The organism is Kitasatospora sp. NPDC058032 (assembly GCF_042885845.1).
Lineage (GTDB): Bacteria > Actinomycetota > Actinomycetes > Streptomycetales > Streptomycetaceae > Kitasatospora.
This window is the reverse complement of sequence record NZ_JBHVRK010000002.1, coordinates 86,724-101,432: the sequence shown is the minus strand read 5'-3', so window position 1 is coordinate 101,432 and position 14,709 is coordinate 86,724. Positions and strand designations below refer to the sequence as shown.

At 73.8% G+C, this 14,709-nt stretch carries 15 protein-coding genes; 6 read left to right on the top strand and 9 right to left on the bottom strand.

The features are described from left to right. Positions 1-21: 21 nt before the first annotated feature. Positions 22-2,199 carry a 3-hydroxyacyl-CoA dehydrogenase NAD-binding domain-containing protein gene (locus tag ACFVUH_RS03405; protein ID WP_387910900.1) on the top strand — a complete coding sequence of 726 codons (2,178 nt, stop codon included), beginning with the start codon at positions 22-24 and terminating at the stop codon, positions 2,197-2,199. Here the strand turns inward: ACFVUH_RS03405 and ACFVUH_RS03400 are convergent, their stop codons facing one another. Both ACFVUH_RS03400 and ACFVUH_RS03395 read right to left on the bottom strand, forming a co-directional pair. Next, positions 2,200-2,949, bottom strand: a complete 750-nt coding sequence (locus ACFVUH_RS03400) for a MerR family transcriptional regulator (RefSeq protein WP_387910898.1) — start codon at positions 2,947-2,949, stop codon at positions 2,200-2,202. A gap of 135 nt (positions 2,950-3,084) precedes the next feature. Continuing rightward, positions 3,085-4,116 carry an isopenicillin N synthase family dioxygenase gene (locus ACFVUH_RS03395; protein ID WP_387910897.1) on the bottom strand — a complete coding sequence of 344 codons (1,032 nt, stop codon included), beginning with the start codon at positions 4,114-4,116 and terminating at the stop codon, positions 3,085-3,087. Between the two features lie 407 nt (positions 4,117-4,523). On the opposite strand from ACFVUH_RS03395, the gene ACFVUH_RS03390 reads away from it, so the two are divergent. Continuing rightward, complete coding sequence (locus tag ACFVUH_RS03390; protein ID WP_387910895.1) at positions 4,524-5,003, top strand: SgcJ/EcaC family oxidoreductase; 480 nt, start codon at positions 4,524-4,526, stop codon at positions 5,001-5,003. Positions 5,004-5,010: 7 nt separating this feature from the next. Here ACFVUH_RS03390 and ACFVUH_RS03385 read toward each other — a convergent pair whose 3' ends face one another. The 3 genes from ACFVUH_RS03385 to ACFVUH_RS03375 form a co-directional block, all read right to left on the bottom strand. After that, entirely contained in the window at positions 5,011-6,030 is a 1,020-nt protein-coding gene (locus ACFVUH_RS03385) for an acetamidase/formamidase family protein (RefSeq protein ID WP_387910893.1), read from the bottom strand. After that, complete coding sequence (locus tag ACFVUH_RS03380; RefSeq protein WP_387910892.1) at positions 6,027-7,478, bottom strand: APC family permease; 1,452 nt, start codon at positions 7,476-7,478, stop codon at positions 6,027-6,029. The genes ACFVUH_RS03385 and ACFVUH_RS03380 overlap by 4 nt, the downstream gene beginning before the upstream one ends. Before the next feature lie 151 nt (positions 7,479-7,629). Next, positions 7,630-8,745, bottom strand: a complete 1,116-nt coding sequence (locus ACFVUH_RS03375; protein WP_355368762.1) for an ABC transporter substrate-binding protein — start codon at positions 8,743-8,745, stop codon at positions 7,630-7,632. A 108-nt stretch (positions 8,746-8,853) separates the two neighbouring features. Between ACFVUH_RS03375 and ACFVUH_RS03370 the strand changes: the two genes are divergently transcribed. Beyond that, positions 8,854-9,291: a MarR family winged helix-turn-helix transcriptional regulator gene (locus ACFVUH_RS03370; RefSeq protein WP_387910891.1), complete on the top strand. Its 438-nt coding sequence runs from the start codon at positions 8,854-8,856 to the stop codon at positions 9,289-9,291. 50 nt (positions 9,292-9,341) lie between these two features. On the opposite strand, the gene ACFVUH_RS03365 is transcribed toward ACFVUH_RS03370, so the two are convergent. Further along, positions 9,342-10,274, bottom strand: coding sequence for an oxygenase MpaB family protein (locus ACFVUH_RS03365; protein WP_387910889.1), 933 nt, complete (start codon positions 10,272-10,274; stop codon positions 9,342-9,344). A gap of 168 nt (positions 10,275-10,442) precedes the next feature. Here ACFVUH_RS03365 and ACFVUH_RS03360 point away from each other — a divergent pair, with 168 nt between their 5' ends. Then, positions 10,443-10,844 carry a YciI family protein gene (locus ACFVUH_RS03360; protein WP_355368757.1) on the top strand — a complete coding sequence of 134 codons (402 nt, stop codon included), beginning with the start codon at positions 10,443-10,445 and terminating at the stop codon, positions 10,842-10,844. Between the two features lie 114 nt (positions 10,845-10,958). After that, positions 10,959-11,795 (top strand): class I SAM-dependent methyltransferase, encoded by an 837-nt coding sequence (locus tag ACFVUH_RS03355; protein ID WP_387910887.1) that lies wholly within the window; start codon positions 10,959-10,961, stop codon positions 11,793-11,795. 44 nt (positions 11,796-11,839) lie between these two features. Here the strand turns inward: ACFVUH_RS03355 and ACFVUH_RS03350 are convergent, their stop codons facing one another. Further along, complete coding sequence (locus ACFVUH_RS03350) at positions 11,840-12,262, bottom strand: DUF3224 domain-containing protein (protein WP_355368753.1); 423 nt, start codon at positions 12,260-12,262, stop codon at positions 11,840-11,842. A 116-nt stretch (positions 12,263-12,378) separates the two neighbouring features. Here ACFVUH_RS03350 and ACFVUH_RS03345 point away from each other — a divergent pair, with 116 nt between their 5' ends. Next, positions 12,379-13,407, top strand: a complete 1,029-nt coding sequence (locus ACFVUH_RS03345; RefSeq protein ID WP_387910885.1) for a helix-turn-helix transcriptional regulator — start codon at positions 12,379-12,381, stop codon at positions 13,405-13,407. On the opposite strand, the gene ACFVUH_RS03340 is transcribed toward ACFVUH_RS03345, so the two are convergent. Continuing rightward, complete coding sequence (locus ACFVUH_RS03340; RefSeq protein ID WP_387910884.1) at positions 13,398-14,018, bottom strand: DinB family protein; 621 nt, start codon at positions 14,016-14,018, stop codon at positions 13,398-13,400. The genes ACFVUH_RS03345 and ACFVUH_RS03340 overlap by 10 nt on opposite strands. Before the next feature lie 119 nt (positions 14,019-14,137). After that, a complete protein-coding gene (locus ACFVUH_RS03335) occupies positions 14,138-14,569 on the bottom strand; it encodes a carboxymuconolactone decarboxylase family protein (RefSeq protein ID WP_387910883.1) in 432 nt (143 codons plus the stop codon). Positions 14,570-14,709 lie beyond the last annotated feature (140 nt).

Here is a 14,709-nt window from a genome sequence, read left to right as displayed (position 1 = left end):
CTCCTCCGGAGATCCGAACCCATGAGCGACACCACCACCATCCGCTGGGAGCAGGACCAGGACGGCGTGGTCACCCTCGTCCTCGACGACCCCACCCAGTCCGTCAACACCATGAACGAGGCGTTCACCGCCGACTTCGAGGCCGTCGTCGCCCGGCTGGCCGGCCTCGCCGCCGACGGCGGGCTGCGCGGCGTGGTCGTCACCTCGGCCAAGAAGACCTTCTTCGCCGGCGGCGACCTGCGGATGCTCTCCGCCGCCGGCCCCGAGGACGCCGCCGCCGTCTTCGAGAAGTCGATGCGGATCAAGCGGGCCCTGCGCACCCTGGAGACGCTCGGCAGGCCGGTCGTCGCCGCCGTCAACGGCAGCGCGCTCGGCGGCGGCCTGGAGCTCGCCCTCGCCTGCCACCACCGGATCGCCCTGAACACCCCCGCGAGCCGGATCGGCCTGCCCGAGGTCACCCTGGGCCTGCTCCCCGGCGGCGGCGGGATCGTCCGCACCGTGCGGCTGTTCGGCATCACCGACGCCCTGCTGAAGTTCCTGCTGCAGGGCCGCCAGTACCGCCCGGCGCAGGCCCTCGAACACGGTCTGGTGCACGAACTCGTCGACACCCCCGAGGAGTTGACCGCCCGGGCGCGGGCCTGGATCGAGGCGAACCCGGCCCCCGTCCAGCCCTGGGACGTCAAGGGTCACAGGATCCCCGGCGGCACCCCCAGCACTCCGGCCTTCGCCGCCAACCTGCCCGCCTTCCCCGCCAACCTGCGCAAGCAGCTGGCCGGCGCCCCCTACCCGGCGCCGCGCAACGTGCTCGCCGCCGCCGTCGAGAGCGCCCAGGTGGACGTCGACACCGCGATGGTGGTCGAGGCCCGCTACTTCACCGAGCTGGCCTGCGGGCAGACCAGCAAGAACATGATCCAGGCGCTCTTCTTCGACCTCCAGGCGGTCAACTCCGGTGCCGGACGGCCCGCTTCGGTGGAGAAGCGGACGGTCCGCAAGGTCGCGGTGCTCGGCGCCGGCATGATGGGCGCCGGCATCGCCCACGTCTGCGCCGAGGCCGGCATCGAGGTGCTGCTCAAGGACGTCACCGTCGAGGCCGCCGCGCGCGGAAAGGCCTACTCCGAGGGCCTGTTGGCGAAGGCCGTGGCGCGCGGGCGCCGGACCGGGGCGCAGCGCGACGAACTGCTCGCCCGGATCACTCCCACCGCCGAGGCCGCCGACCTGGCCGGCTGCGACGCGGTGATCGAGGCGGTCTTCGAGAACCCCGAGCTGAAGCACAAGGTGTTCCAGGAGATCGAGGGTGTCGTCGCGCCGGACGCGCTGCTCTGCTCCAACACCTCCACCCTGCCGATCGGTCTGCTCGCCGAGGGGGTGGAGCGCACCGCCGACTTCATCGGCCTGCACTTCTTCTCACCGGTCGACAAGATGCGGCTGGTGGAGATCATCCGCGGCCCGCAGACCGGGGACGAGGCGCTGGCCCGTGCCTTCGACCTGGTCCGCCAGATCGGCCGGACCCCGATCGTGGTCAACGACTCGCGCGGCTTCTACACCTCGCGGGTGATCGGCCGGTTCATCAACGAGGGCGTCGCCATGATCGGCGAGGGCGTCGATCCCTCCAGCGTCGAGCAGGCCGCCGCGCAGGCCGGCTACCCGGCCAAGGTGCTCTCGCTGCTCGACGAGCTGACCCTGACCCTGCCGCGCAGGATCCGTGACGAGCACCGGCGCGCCGTCGAGGCCGCCGGCGGCGAGTGGACCGCCCACCCGGCGGACGCGGTGGTGGACCGGATGGTCGACGAGTTCGGCCGCCCCGGCCGCAGCGGCGGCGCCGGCTTCTACGAGTACGACGAGAACGGGGTGCGCGGCCGTCTGTGGCCGGGCCTGCGCGAGCACTTCACGCGCGCGGACGCCGCCGTGCCGTTCGAGGACCTCAAGGAGCGGATGCTGTTCAGCGAGGCCCTGGACTCGGTGCGCTGCCTGGAGGAGGGGGTGCTCACCTCGGTCGCGGACGCCAACGTCGGCTCCATCCTCGGCATCGGCTTCCCGGCCTGGACCGGCGGTGTCCTCCAGTACATCAACGGCTACCCGGGCGGTCCGGCCGGTTTCGCGGCCCGTGCCCGCGAACTCGCCGCCGCGTACGGCGAGCGGTTCGCGCCGCCCGCCCTGCTGGAGCGGATCGCCGCCGAGGGCGGCACCCTCACGGACTGATCACCGCTCGGGCGGGGCGGTCCGCCGCTCCTCGGCGGACGCCTCGCCCAGCTCCTCGCCCAATTCCTCCCGCAAGGAGCGCTGGAACGCCGCGACCAGCGCCTGCGCCACCATCGGCTGGATGTGGTCGGTCAGCGCCTTCATCCGCTCCACGTCGTCCGGCGCCGGCTCGCTCTCCCGGTACGGCTTCCACACCGTCTCCCGGAACAGCCGCTGCAGCTCCCGCGCCGTCGCCCGGCTGTGCTCCACCACCACCGCGCGTGCCGCCACCAGCGTCTCCAGCGGGATCGGCACGTCCAGGATCCGCACGCCCAGCGGCAGCAGCCCCGGGTCCACCCGGAACACCTCCGGGTCCGCCGTCCGCTCCAGCACCCCCATCGCGGCCAGTCGGTCCACCTGCTCCTCCGACAGCCGCCGCCCGGCCCGCCGCTCCACCTCCTCGCGGCCCGCCTCCTCCGGCGCCTCCGGCGTCCACGACGCCACCAGCGCCCGGTGGATCGCCAGGTCCAGCGGCGTGGTCTCGCGCGGCAGCCGCGCCAGGTACCGCCCGATGGCGGCCAGCGTCAGCCCCTGCCGCTGCAACTCCTCGATCAGCCCCAGCCGGTCCAGGTGCTCCGCCCCGTACCATCCCACCCGCCGGGCCCCCAGCACCGGCGGCGGCAGCAGCCCCTTCGTCCCGTAGAACCGCACCGTCCGCACCGTCACCCCCGCCCGCGCCGCCAACTCGTCCACCGTCAGCCGCACCTCCACCCCCGCCTCCCACCTCGTAACACCAGCACTGTGACACCAGGAGTGTGACACCGCTGTCCCACCGGGGTCCACGCGCGGAACGCGGGCGGGCCCGCGCTCCGGCGGGGAGCGCGGGCCCGTGGGCGGTGGGGTGCGTCAGGCGGCGAGGTCGGGGTGGTGGCGGCGGGTGACCTCGGGGTGGGCGCGGGTGTAGCCCTTCCACTCGTTGAAGCCGAAGTCGGCGTAGAGCGGGTTGGCCGGGTCCTGGGTGGCGCCGGGGGCGTGGTGGGCGAGCGGGAAGTCCAGCGGTTCGACGTGGGCGTCGAGGCGGGGGTTGTAGAAGAACGGGACGGAGAAGCGCTCGCGGGCGCCGGGCGGGCTGACCACGCGGTGGCTGGTGGCCTTGAGGTAGCCGTCGGTGGCGACCTCCAGCAGTTCGCCGAGGTTGACGACGAAGGCGCCCTCCAGCGGCGGGACGTCCAGGAAGGAGCCGTCCGGGCGCTGCACCTGGAGGCCGCCGACGGTGTCCTGGAGGAGCAGGGTGATGAAGCCGTAGTCCTTGTGCGCGCCGACGCCCTGGGCGGCGCCGTCGGGTGCGGTGCCCGGGTAGCGGACCAGCTTGAGCCGCAGGTGCGGGTGCCCGGCGAAGGCGGGGTCGTAGAAGTCGGGACGGGCGCCGATCGCGGAGAGGAGTTCGTGCAGCAGCGTGCGGGCGACCGCGCCGAGCCGGTCGATCCAGGCCAGCGCCGCGGTGCGCAGCTCGGGGAGCGCGGCGGGCCACTGGTTGGGTCCCTCCAGCCACCAGTACGGGGGCTCGCCGGCGGCGGGCATGTGCGGGGGCAGTTCGGCGCCGATGTCGAGCTGGTCGCGCCAGTCCCGGCTGCCGCCGGTGCGCTCGTCGCCGGTGCGGGTGTAGCCGCGGTAGTGCGGGGAGTGGAGGTTGGCGACGGCGAGGCGCTCGGCCTCGGGGAGGGCGAAGAAGGCCCGCATGGCGTCGGTGAGGGCGGCCGTCTCGGCCGGGGTGATCCCGTGGCCGACGAGCTGGAAGAAGCCGACGCCGGTGGCCGCGGTCCGCAGCTCGTCGTGCAGACGGGTGCGGTCCGCCGGGCCGCCGTCGGCGAGCGAGAGGTCGATCACCGGAAGCGCGTCGACGGGGGCTTCGAGGGTGGGCTGGTGCTGCTGGGTCATGGGTGACATCCGCTGGGTCTCGTCCCGGCCGACTCCGGTGGTGACCGGGAACGCCGGGGACGCGCCTGGTGCGGCGGCTGTGCCCGGGGCCGGGAGGGGGACGCGGCCGCTGCGGGCCGCGCTGAGGGGAGGGGTACGAGGTTCAGCCGGAGCGTCGACAGGACATGCTGGTCACGCGGAGCAGGTCCACGTGGCGGCGGCGAACGAGAAGAGGCACCCCACCAGCCTAGATCACCCGGCCATCCGCGCCATGTCCGCGATCGGCCAGGCAGCCATCCGGTGCCCCTCGCGTCTCCCACCGGGGCCGGTTCCGCCGGCCCTGGTCACGACGTTGGAGGCTGCCGCTGCGGCAGCTTCAAGTCCGGACCGCCGCAGGCCTTGACCTGAAGCGGACTTGAGATTCGATCATGGTCGGCATGAACACCGATGCGAACACCACGATCACCGCGGGCACGGCCCGCACCGGGAACGCCCTCCTGGACGCCGGCTCCGCCGAAGCCGAGATCGCCGCCATCCAGCAGGTGGTCGCCACCGTCCAGCACGCGCAGGCCAATGAGCTGGTCGAGGAGTTCGTCGGCCTCTTCCGTGCCGACGCGATCTGGACCACCGGCCACGGCAAGCTGCTGCGCGGCCGGGAGGAGATCGCCGAGTTCACCCGCACGGTGCTGCCCGGGGCCGTCGTGGGCAGCGGCAGCACGGCCGTGTACGAGGTGGTCCACGTGTTCTTCCTCCGCCCCGACGTCGCCGCCGTCAAGGTGCGCCAGCGCTACCTCGACGGCGGCGGCGGGCAGGTCGGGGAGGAGGGCAGCCCGCTCTACGTCATGGCGAAGGAGGACGGCCGATGGCTCCTCACGGCCTGCCAGAACACCGTTGTCCGGGGATCCTGACCGCTCTTCAACGGCCCTTCAGGTAGGCGGCGGCGGTCGCGCGGAGGTGGTCGTGCAGGCCGTCGTAGGCGCGGGTGCGGCCGAGGAGGGACTTGGGGAGCTTGGCGGCCATCGTGTAGTTGGTGTCGCACACGTTGGCGGCCGGGGCCAGGCCGGCCTGGCTGACCAGCTGGTAGGCGTCCAGCAGGTCCAGGCCGAGCAGCTCGGCGCTCCAGGTGACGAGGTCGTGCTGGCTGATCCGGAAGGCGTCCTCCAGGGGCCGGGCCGAGCCGGTGGAGATCAGGTGGTGGTCGCTCTCCAGGCGGGGCCAGGCCGGGCCGCCGCCCTTGATCAGGTCGACCACCACCGTGGTGCGCATCGCCGCCTCGACGGCCGTTCCGCAGACCTCGCCCTCGCCCTGGCGGGCGTGGCCGTCGCCGATGGCGAGCAGTCCGCCGGGCACGTTGACGCCGAAGTAGGCGGTGGTGCCGGCCCGCATCTCGGGGGTGTCGAGGTTGCCGCCGTGCGCGCCCGGGGTGATCGACATCAGGGTCTCCCCGCCGGCGGGGGCGACGCCGACGGTGCCGTGCATCGGGTCCAGCGGGAGGTCGGCGGTGAAGTCGCTGTTGCGGGCCCGGAACCGGCAGACGCCGGCCGCGGTGTCCAGCTCGTACACCCAGACCCGCTCCTCCAGCGGCGCGTGCAGCATCGCGGTGGTGTGGGTGGTGGTGAGCGCGCCGAAGTGCGGGAAGGTGCTGGAGACGCCCCAGTCGCGGGCCGGGGTGATCTCCACGAAGTGCACGGCCAGGGTGTCGCCGGGCTCGGCCCCGGCCACCGCGATCGGTCCGGTCACCGGGTTGAGGTAGGGGAACTCGCAGACCGCGCTCGGCAGGTCGGCGAAGCCGCGGACCCGGCCGCCGAAGCAGTCCTCGGTGGTCAGCTCGACCACCGTGCCGGGCTGGACGGTCACCAGCGGGGTGCGTCCGCCGAAGGTGTAGGCGTAGTCCTCGGGCTTGGGCGAGAGGGTGACGACGTCGGGCAGGTTCACGGGGTCTCCTTGCCGGGGGAGGAATCGGGGGTGGCGTCGGAGGCCACCGCGGCGAGGTTCGGGCGGCGGCCGGACAGCAGCAGCCCGGTCAGGACGAGTCCGCCGATCGCCAGCCAGACGAAGCCGAGGCGCTGGGCGGCGATGTCCGCGTTCACGACCACGTACGCCAGGATCGCGAAGCCGAGGGCGGGGGCGATGAGGTGGCGCCACCAGTCGCGGCTGCGGCGGCGGAACACGTAGTGCACCACCACGGACACGTGCAGGACGAGGAAGGTGGTCAGCGCGCCGAAGTTGACCAGCGTGGAGAGCAGCGTGATGCCGTCCTCGCGCGAGGCGGTGTAGAGGCCGAGGACGAGCGAGACGCCCGCGGTCAGCAGGGTCGCGTTCACCGGGACGCGGTGGCGCGGGTGGACCTTGGCGAGGAAGGCGGGCAGCTGGCGGTCGCGGGCCATCGCGAACAGCAGTCGGGAGGTGGCCGCCTGGGCGACCAGGGAGTTGGCGAAGCCCCAGGCCACGGCGGTCGCGGCGGCGGTGACGGTGGCGAGCCAGCCGCCCGCGGCGACGCGTGCCGCGTCGTAGAAGGCGGTGCCGTCCGGGTCGCCGTCGGCGATCAGCGCGGCCGGGTCCGGGACGAGCAGCGAGGCGATCCAGGTCTGCACGATGAACAGCGAGCCGGCCAGCAGCAGTGCGGCGATCATCGACCTGCCGACGGCCTTGGCGGAGTCCCGGTTCTCCTCGGAGAGGGTGGAGATGCCGTCGAAGCCGAGGAAGCTCAGCACCGCCACCGACACCGCGCCGAAGACCAGGCTCCAGGAGAACGTCTGGGAGTTGTAGACCGGGGTGAAATCGAAGCCGCGGCCCTTGCCGGAGGCCAGCGCGGCCAGGCCGAAGCCGATGAACACCACCAGTACGATCAGCTCACCGATCAGCATCGCCTTGTTGACCTTCGACGTCATCTCGACGCCCAGGTAGTTGACGGCGGTGTTCAGCAGCACGAAGCCGACCAGCCACAGCCAGACCGGCACCGCCGGCACCAGCGAGTTCATCGCCACGCCGGCGATCAGGTAGAGCAGGCCGGGGACGAGCACGTAGTCCAGCAGGATCATCCAGCCGGACAGGAAGCCGACCGGAGCCGCGATGCCGCGCCCGGCGTAGGTGTACACCGAGCCGGCCATCGGGAACGCCCGGGACATCTGGGCGTAGGACAGGGCGGTGAACATCATCGCCACCATGCCGAGCACGTAGGCGAGGGCGACCATGCCGCCGGAGCCTTGGAAGACGCTGCCGAAGATGCCGAAGGGGGCGATCGGGACCATGAAGACCAGGCCGTAGACCAGCAGGTCGGTGAAGCGCAGGGAGCGGCGCAGCTCCTGTTTGTAGCCGTAGCTCTCGATGCCGGTGCTGGTGCCGGTCCCGGTGCCGGTGGGTGAGGCGGGTGCTTCGGACATGTGGGGGCTCTCTTCCGTGACGACCCGTGGCGGGGCGACCCGAGGTGGTGGGGAGACACTAGAGCCAGTTATTTCCAAATGGAAGGGATTTGCGCATCCAGTCCACATGGCGGGCAGCGCACCCGGCGGGCATCGCACCTGGTGGGAGGCGCTACGGCAGGACCGTGAACCCGAGTCCGTCGGCCCGCGCCAGGTGCACCCCGTCGCGGGCCGGGCCCAGCGGCGCCCGCGCCCACGCCCGCCGCACCGCCGCGCCGTCCCCCCGCAGCAGCCGCGCCGCCGACCGCCCCAGCCCGCCGTCCGCGACCAGCTCCCCGCGCGCGGCCAGCGCCGCCAGCAGGTGCAGCCCGTCGTACAACCCGACCGCGTAGGCGTCCAGCACCGGCGCGTACGGCCCGAACACCGCCCGGTGCTGCTCCGCCAGCCGCATCCGCCGCTCCTCCGTGAGCGAGACGAACGACGGCATCGCGGCGTACAGCGTGCCGGTGCCGTCCCCGCCGTACGCGAGCAGGCTGTTCTCCTCCAGCGCGACGGACAGCCGCACCAGCCGGCGGTCCAGCCCGGTGCGGCGCAGCGCCCGGTTGAACCGGACCAGGTCGGCGCCGATCAGGCTCAGCAGCAGCGCGTCCGCCCGCTCCGCGCGCAGCGCGTCCAGCAGCGGCTCCAGCGTCCGGTCCGCCGTCCCGAACGGCAGGTGCCGCTCCAGCACCACCCGCGCCCCGGCCCGGGCCACCGCCTCCCCGGCCGCCCGGTGCATGGCGTACGGCCAGATGTAGTCGTTGCCGACCAGCGCCCAGCGGCGCAGCCGGTGCCGCTCGGTGAGCCGCTCCACCACCCCGTCCAGCTGGCGCGCCGGGTCCGCCCCGGTGCAGAACACGCCCGGCAGCCGGGCCCCGCCCTCGTGCGGCGGCGTGTACACGTACGCGGTCCGCCCGGTGGTGACCGCCTCCAGGGCCCGGTGCACATCGCTGGAGTGGCAGCCGGCCACCGCGTCCACCGCCCCGGCGTCCAGCAGCAGTTCCACCTCCCGGGACACCGCCGCCGGCGTGCCGCCGCCGTCCACCAGCACCAGCTCCAGCGGCAGCCCGCGCACCCCGCCGCCGGCGTTCACCTCGTGCGCGGCGAGCAGCGCCCCGTCCAGGGCCGAGGGCCCGGTCAGGCCGAGCGTGCCGGACTGCGGCACGACCAGGCCCACCCGCAGCGCCGGCGCCTCCCGGGGGAGGTACCGCGCGTCGAGCGGCTCCAGCAGCTTCACGTCGGCGGTCATCGCTTGCGAGTATCGTCATGCCAGCCGATCCGGCCAAACGGGACCGAACGAGGACCGAACGGCCGGAACCGGCGACCGGGACCAGCGACGGGGAAAAGAGACACGGCCATGACACCACCAGCCACCACCCCCGAGGCCGTCTCCGTCGACCAGCCGCTGCTGATCGAGCTGCTCACCGTCGCCCAGCGCCGCCTCGCCCGCGACCTCGCCGCCCGCCTGGAGGCCGAGGGCTGCACCCTCGACCAGTGGCGCGTCATGCGCGCCCTCGCCGAGGGCACCGGCCGCTCGATGGGCGAACTCGCCCAGGCCCTGCTCATCCCGCAGGCCAGCCTCAGCCGCATCGTCGACGCCCTCACCGAGGCCGGCTGGGTCTACCGCCGCCAGGACGAGCGGGACCGCCGCCGCGTCACCGCCCACCTGTCCCGCGTCGGCCACGCCCGCCTCACCCGGCTCGACGCCCTCGCCGCCGCCCATGACGCCGCCGTCCGCACGGCCTGCGGCAGTCACGACCCGGGCCCGCTGCTGCGCCACCTCACCGGGGCCTAGGCACGCCCCCGGGCCGGGACGTGGGCCGGACCGCGTTCCCCCGTCAGGGTTCAGCCGTCGGCCTCGTCGCCCGTCGCCGCCGCGGCGTGCGGGAACGGGCAGCCGCCGGAGGCGGACCCGGTGTCGGCCTTCTCCTCGAAGGTCCCCAGGTCGCCGATCCGGTAGCCGTACGGATATCCGGGGTAGCCGCGCACCTGCCGGCCGTCCCGCGCCAGGTGCGGCCTGCGGCGCGGCGGCAGCAGCCGTACGAAGCGCCCGCGCAGCCGCATCCCCGCCCGGACGGCGCGCCGCAGCGCGGCCGGCGGGGCCGGGTAGCCGAACGCCTCGCGCAGCGGGTCGTCGAGCAGGCAGACCGAGGAGATCCGCATCGACGGCCGCAGCGGCGCCGGGTACCAGGAGGCCATCAGGCCGAGCGTGGCGTCGGAGACCGCCCGGCTGCCCGGGTCGAAGGCGAAGTGCTCGCGCTCGTAGTCGTCGAGCAGCCGCTCGAACTCCTCGTACGTCTCCGGTATGCCGCTCAGACCCATGTGCCGGCCCAGTTCGCGGTAGTAGTTGACCGAGGCCCGGATCTCGTGCGGGGACAGACGGCGCCAGCCGTAGTCGTCCATCCAGCGCTTGGGCGTCACCACGAAGGTGGCGAGCACGTACCGGAAGTCGTCGTTCGTGATGTCGTACCGGCGGTGCATCCGGTTCATCCGGCGGATCGCCTCGCGCCCCTGGGAGGAGTCGAAGCCGTGCTCGATCACCGCCTCCAGGATCAGCACGGTGTCGTCGTAGCGCTTCTGGGTGCGGCCGGTGAACTCGCCGGTCCGGGCGAGCAGCCCGCCGATGCTGGGGACGGCGTAGGTGCGGTAGAGCGCGAAGCTGAGCGACTGGGTGTAGTCCCAGGGGAACTCGTACCAGCTGCTGATCCGGTAGATCTCGGTGAACTCGGTCTCCGGGTCCATGCGCTGAATCTTCTTCAGCCAGTCGTATCGCTGCACGGATCCCGACCCTAGGGGCCGCCCGGGACCCGGTCAACGGCGGCGCCTCCCGGGGCCCGGCGGAGGAGCCGCTAACGTTCCTCCCGGAATTTCCGCCGGGGACGTCGAGATCGCGTGGCCTGCTCCGACCTCCCCGCGAGAGCCCGCGGACGACGAAGGAGCGCGACGATGAAGTACATGCTGCTGATGCAGTTCGGCGAGAAGGACGTCGACTTCCCGAAGGTCGAGGAGTGGCGGCCCGAGGACGTCCGGATCCATGTGCGGTACATGCGGGACCTGAACGCCGAGCTCGCCGACACCGGCGAACTCGTCGACGCCCAGGGCCTGGCGGCGCCGGAGACCGCCCGGATCGTCCGCGGGCACGGCGACGGCGCGCCGGTGGTCAGCGACGGCCCGTTCCCGGAGACCAAGGAGTGGGTGGCCGGCTGGTGGATCGTGGACTGCGCCGGCGAGCCGCGCGCCGTCGAGATCGCGGCCAAGGTCTCCGCCGCCCCCGGCCCGGAGGGCAGGCCGCTCGCCATGCCGGTCGAGGTGCGCCGGATCATGTCCGAGCCGCCGGTCGAGGTCTGACGCCCACCGGGGTCCGGGCGTCGGACCTGCCCGGATCCCGGCGGCCCGCCGCGGGCCGTCCGCCGACAGCGATCAGCGGACTGCGCCCGTCCGGCGCGGGGCAGGTTCTCGGCCATGACCGCAACCTCCCCGTCCGCCGCCCGCCCGGACTTCTCCGGCGAGGTGGCCGCCCACTACGCCGAGTACCGCCGAGGCTATCCGCCGGCCGTCCTCGACGTCCTCGACCGCACCTTCGGCCTGGACGCCCACCCCGGCATCGGCGACCTCGCCCTCGACCTCGGCTGCGGCACCGGACAGCTCGCCCTCCCGCTCGCCGCCCACGTGCGGACCGTCATCGGCCTGGACCCGGAGCCGGACATGCTCTTCCGGGCCCGGGCCGCCGCCGAACGGTCGGGCGTGCGCAACGCCCTGTGGCTGCTCGGCACCGACGCGGACGTCCCCGGGCTCGCGGCCCTGGCGCCCGGCGAGCGCCCGCTCGGCCTCACCGTGATCGGCAACGCCCTGCACTGGATGAACCCCGGCGAGCTGTTCCGCGCGCTGCGCCCGCTCACCCGTCCGGGCGGCGGCGTCGCCGTGATCGCCAACGGCGCGCCGCTCTGGGCCCAGGACACCGACTGGTCGCGCGCCCTGCGGGCCGGACTGGAGGAGCACTTCGGCCGTCCGGTCAACGCCTCCTGCGGCACCGACGCCGCCGAGCGCGAGCAGTACGCCGCCGCGCTGGCGGACGCCGGTTTCACCGACGTGCGGGAGACGGTGGTCGAGTACGAGGACGTCCTGACCCCCGACCAGCTCCTGGGCACCCTCTACTCCGCGATCCCCGCCCCGGAGCTCCCCTCCGCCGCCGAGCGGCCGGCCTTCGCCGCCCGCCTGCTCGCCGCCCTCCCCGCCCCGCGCACCGCCGCCGGCTACCCGGAGCACATCCGGGTCTCCCTGCTCACCGGCCTGGCGTAGGACTGCCGGCCGGGCGTGTACCCCCGTCCCACGCCCGGCCGGGCTCAGCCGAGTTCGTAGGAGAAGGTGTACGGGACGGGGGACTCGCCGGGGTGGTAGAGGTAGCCGCCGGTGCCGCGCAGACCGGTGAGCTCGCCGGTGGCACTGCCGGGGACCACCTCGAAGGTGCAGCGGACGGTGCCGTCCTCCTCGAAGGTGCCGCGCTCCTCCACGGTGAAGCCGCCGGTGCGGCCGTCCAGCCGGCCGGTGAGCTGCTGCAGGCCGGTGAAGGTGCCGGTCTTCTCGGTGGCGTAGAGGAAGACGTACTCGCAGACGGTCGCCGCCGCCTCGATGCCGCCGGTGAAGGCGTTGACGACGGAGGCCCGGGCCAGCCGGGGCAGGGTCTCCGCCGGGCCGATCGCGGTCTCCGTCCAGTCGGCGTAGCCGAAGCTGCCGGTGACGGTGGTGGACGGGGTGGTTGTGCTCATGGTCGTCCTCAGGGTGGTGCCCGGGCCGGCGTACGGCGGGTGTGCCGTGCGCTCGGTGATCACTCTGGCGCCCGTACCTGACACCTTCTGTCAGGTACGGGCGCCAGAATGGCTCCATGCGCGCCGACCGGCTCCTCGCCCTGCTGCTCCTGCTCCAGAACCGCGGCCGGATGACCGCCGGCGAACTCGCCGCCGAGCTGGAGGTGTCGGTCCGCACCGTCTACCGGGACGTCGAGGCGCTGGCCGCGTCCGGCGTCCCGGTGACCGCGGACCGGGGGCCCGACGGCGGCTACCGGCTGATGGACGGCTACCGCACCCGGCTCACCGGCCTCACCGACGCGGAGGCCGACGCGCTGTTCCTCACCGGCGCCCCCGGACCGGCCCGCGACCTCGGCCTCGGCGCCGTGCTGACCACCGCCCAGCTCAAGCTCCAGGCGGCGCTGCCCGCCGAACTCGCCGACCGCACCCGCCGCGTCCAGGACCGCTTCCACCTCGACGCGCCGGCCTGGTTCCGCGACGCCGACCCGGTCGACCACCTGGCCCCGGTCGCGCGGGCGGTCTGGGAGCAGCGGGTGCTGCGCGTCCACTACCGGCGCTGGCGCGGCGAGGTGCACCGGGAGCTGCACCCGCTGGGCCTCGTCCTCAAGGGCGGCATCTGGTACCTGGTCGCGGCTGCGGTCGGTGCCGCGACAGCGGCCGCAGCCGGTTCGGCCGGTGTCGGTTCGGCCGGAGCCGCTTCCCCCGAGTCGGCCGCCCGCACCTACCGGGTCTCCCGGCTCCTCGCGGTCGAGGTCGCCGACGAGACCTTCGAGCGCCCCGCCGGCTTCGACCTGGCCGCCCACTGGACGGAGACCGCCCGCCGGCTGACCGCCGCCCTCCACCAGCAGACCGCCCGGCTGCGGCTCTCCCCGGAGGCCCGCAGGCTGCTCCCGATGCAGTTCGGCGCCGCCGGCGCCCGGGCCCTGGCCACCGCCGGGCCGCCCGACACCGACGGCTGGGCGGAGGTCGACCTCGCCGTCGAGAGCACGGCGGTGGCCGTCGGCGACCTCCTGCGGCTGGGCCCCGGAGCCGTGGTGCTCGGCCCGCCCGATCTGCGCGAGGCCGTCGCGGCCGCCGCCACCGCCCTGGCCCGTCGCTACGCCTGAGCGTTCTGCCGTGCCGGGGCCGCCTCCTGGGCGGCGCGTTCGACCCGGGCCCGGTGCCCGGCCCACCAGGCCTCGTCACCGGGGGCGGTGTTCGCCCCGTCCCGCCGCTGGCCGGTCGCGCCGTCGACGAGTTCGCGGACGATGTCGGCGTGCCCGGCGTGCCGCTGGGTCTCGGCGGTCATGTGGACGAGGCCGTGGTGCAGCGTCACCTGGGCGCGATTGCCCCACGGCACCCGGCCGACCGCGTCCAGCGGCAGCGCGGCGATCGTCGCGTCGGCGTGCGCGCAGGCCGCGCGGTACCCGTCGACGATCTGCTCCCGGCTCTCCTCCGGGGTCGCCCAGAAGTCGGAGTTCGGCTCGGCGTCCCCCGTGATCCACGGCCGGGGCGCGTCGAACGGCCGCCCGAAGGCCTCGCCGAAGTACATCGCCTCCGCCGCGGTGGTGTGCTTGACCAGCCCCAGCAGATTGGTGCCGGTCGGCGTCAGTGGCCGCCGGATGTCGTACTCGGAGAGCCCTTCGAGCTTCCACAGCAGGGCGTCCCGGGCGCCCTGCAGATAGATGAGCAGGTCCTTCTTGAACGCTTCGAGCGTCTTCGGCGTCTCTTCGGTCATGCCGGTCAGTCTGGCGTCGGCGCTCCCGTCCTTCACCACCTTTTCCGGCCAGGGCCAGGGCCAGGGCCGGGTCGGGGCCGGGTCGGTGCCGAGGCCGGGGCCGGGGCTCGGACCGGGGCTCAGGCCGCGGAGTCCGTCGGCAGCAGACCGCGCTCGCCGAAGACCTTCTTGGCGACGAAGGTGGCGTTCAGGGCCTTGGGGAAGCCGCAGTACCCGGCGGAGTGCAGCAGGGCCTCGGTGATCTCGGTGGGTGTGAGGCCGACGTTGAGGGCGGCGTTGAGGTGGACCTCCAGCTGCGGCTCGCAGCCGCCGAGCGCGGTGAGCATGCCCAGGGTCACCAACTGCCGGTCGCGCGGCGGCAGTCCGGGCCGGCTGTAGATCTCGCCGAAGCCCCAGGCCACGACCTGGTGGGCGAGTTCGGGGTGGATGTCGGCGAGCGAGTCGATCACCCGCTGCCCGGCCTCGCCGTCGACGGAGGTGAGGACGGCCAGACCCCGCTCGAACCGCTCCTGTCGCGTGGTGGCGGCGTCGTCGTTCCTGCTGGTGCTCATGGGAGGTTCTCCGATCGCTGGTCGTGCGTCGTCCCGTCGAGGCTATGAGTTGGAGTTCACTCGAAGTCAAACCCTCCCACCCCGGTCGCGACGATGCCGCTCCACCGGAGCTGAGCAGCGGGAATGCCGGTGGTTATCAT

Bases quoted from the DNA above. Each gene is read 5' to 3' on its own strand.
- ACFVUH_RS03390 (WP_387910895.1), top strand. From the start codon at position 4,524: ATGGTCGGCATGAACACCGATGCGAACACCACGATCACCGCGGGCACG.
- ACFVUH_RS03355 (WP_387910887.1), top strand. From the start codon at position 10,959: ATGACCGCAACCTCCCCGTCCGCCGCCCGCCCGGACTTCTCCGGCGAG.
- ACFVUH_RS03405 (WP_387910900.1), top strand. From the start codon at position 22: ATGAGCGACACCACCACCATCCGCTGGGAGCAGGACCAGGACGGCGTG.
- ACFVUH_RS03360 (WP_355368757.1), top strand. From the start codon at position 10,443: ATGAAGTACATGCTGCTGATGCAGTTCGGCGAGAAGGACGTCGACTTC.
- ACFVUH_RS03370 (WP_387910891.1), top strand. From the start codon at position 8,854: ATGACACCACCAGCCACCACCCCCGAGGCCGTCTCCGTCGACCAGCCG.
- ACFVUH_RS03375 (WP_355368762.1), bottom strand. From the start codon at position 8,745: ATGACCGCCGACGTGAAGCTGCTGGAGCCGCTCGACGCGCGGTACCTC.
- ACFVUH_RS03340 (WP_387910884.1), bottom strand. From the start codon at position 14,018: ATGACCGAAGAGACGCCGAAGACGCTCGAAGCGTTCAAGAAGGACCTG.
- ACFVUH_RS03380 (WP_387910892.1), bottom strand. From the start codon at position 7,478: ATGTCCGAAGCACCCGCCTCACCCACCGGCACCGGGACCGGCACCAGC.
- ACFVUH_RS03345 (WP_387910885.1), top strand. From the start codon at position 12,379: ATGCGCGCCGACCGGCTCCTCGCCCTGCTGCTCCTGCTCCAGAACCGC.
- ACFVUH_RS03350 (WP_355368753.1), bottom strand. From the start codon at position 12,262: ATGAGCACAACCACCCCGTCCACCACCGTCACCGGCAGCTTCGGCTAC.
- ACFVUH_RS03395 (WP_387910897.1), bottom strand. From the start codon at position 4,116: ATGACCCAGCAGCACCAGCCCACCCTCGAAGCCCCCGTCGACGCGCTT.
- ACFVUH_RS03335 (WP_387910883.1), bottom strand. From the start codon at position 14,569: ATGAGCACCAGCAGGAACGACGACGCCGCCACCACGCGACAGGAGCGG.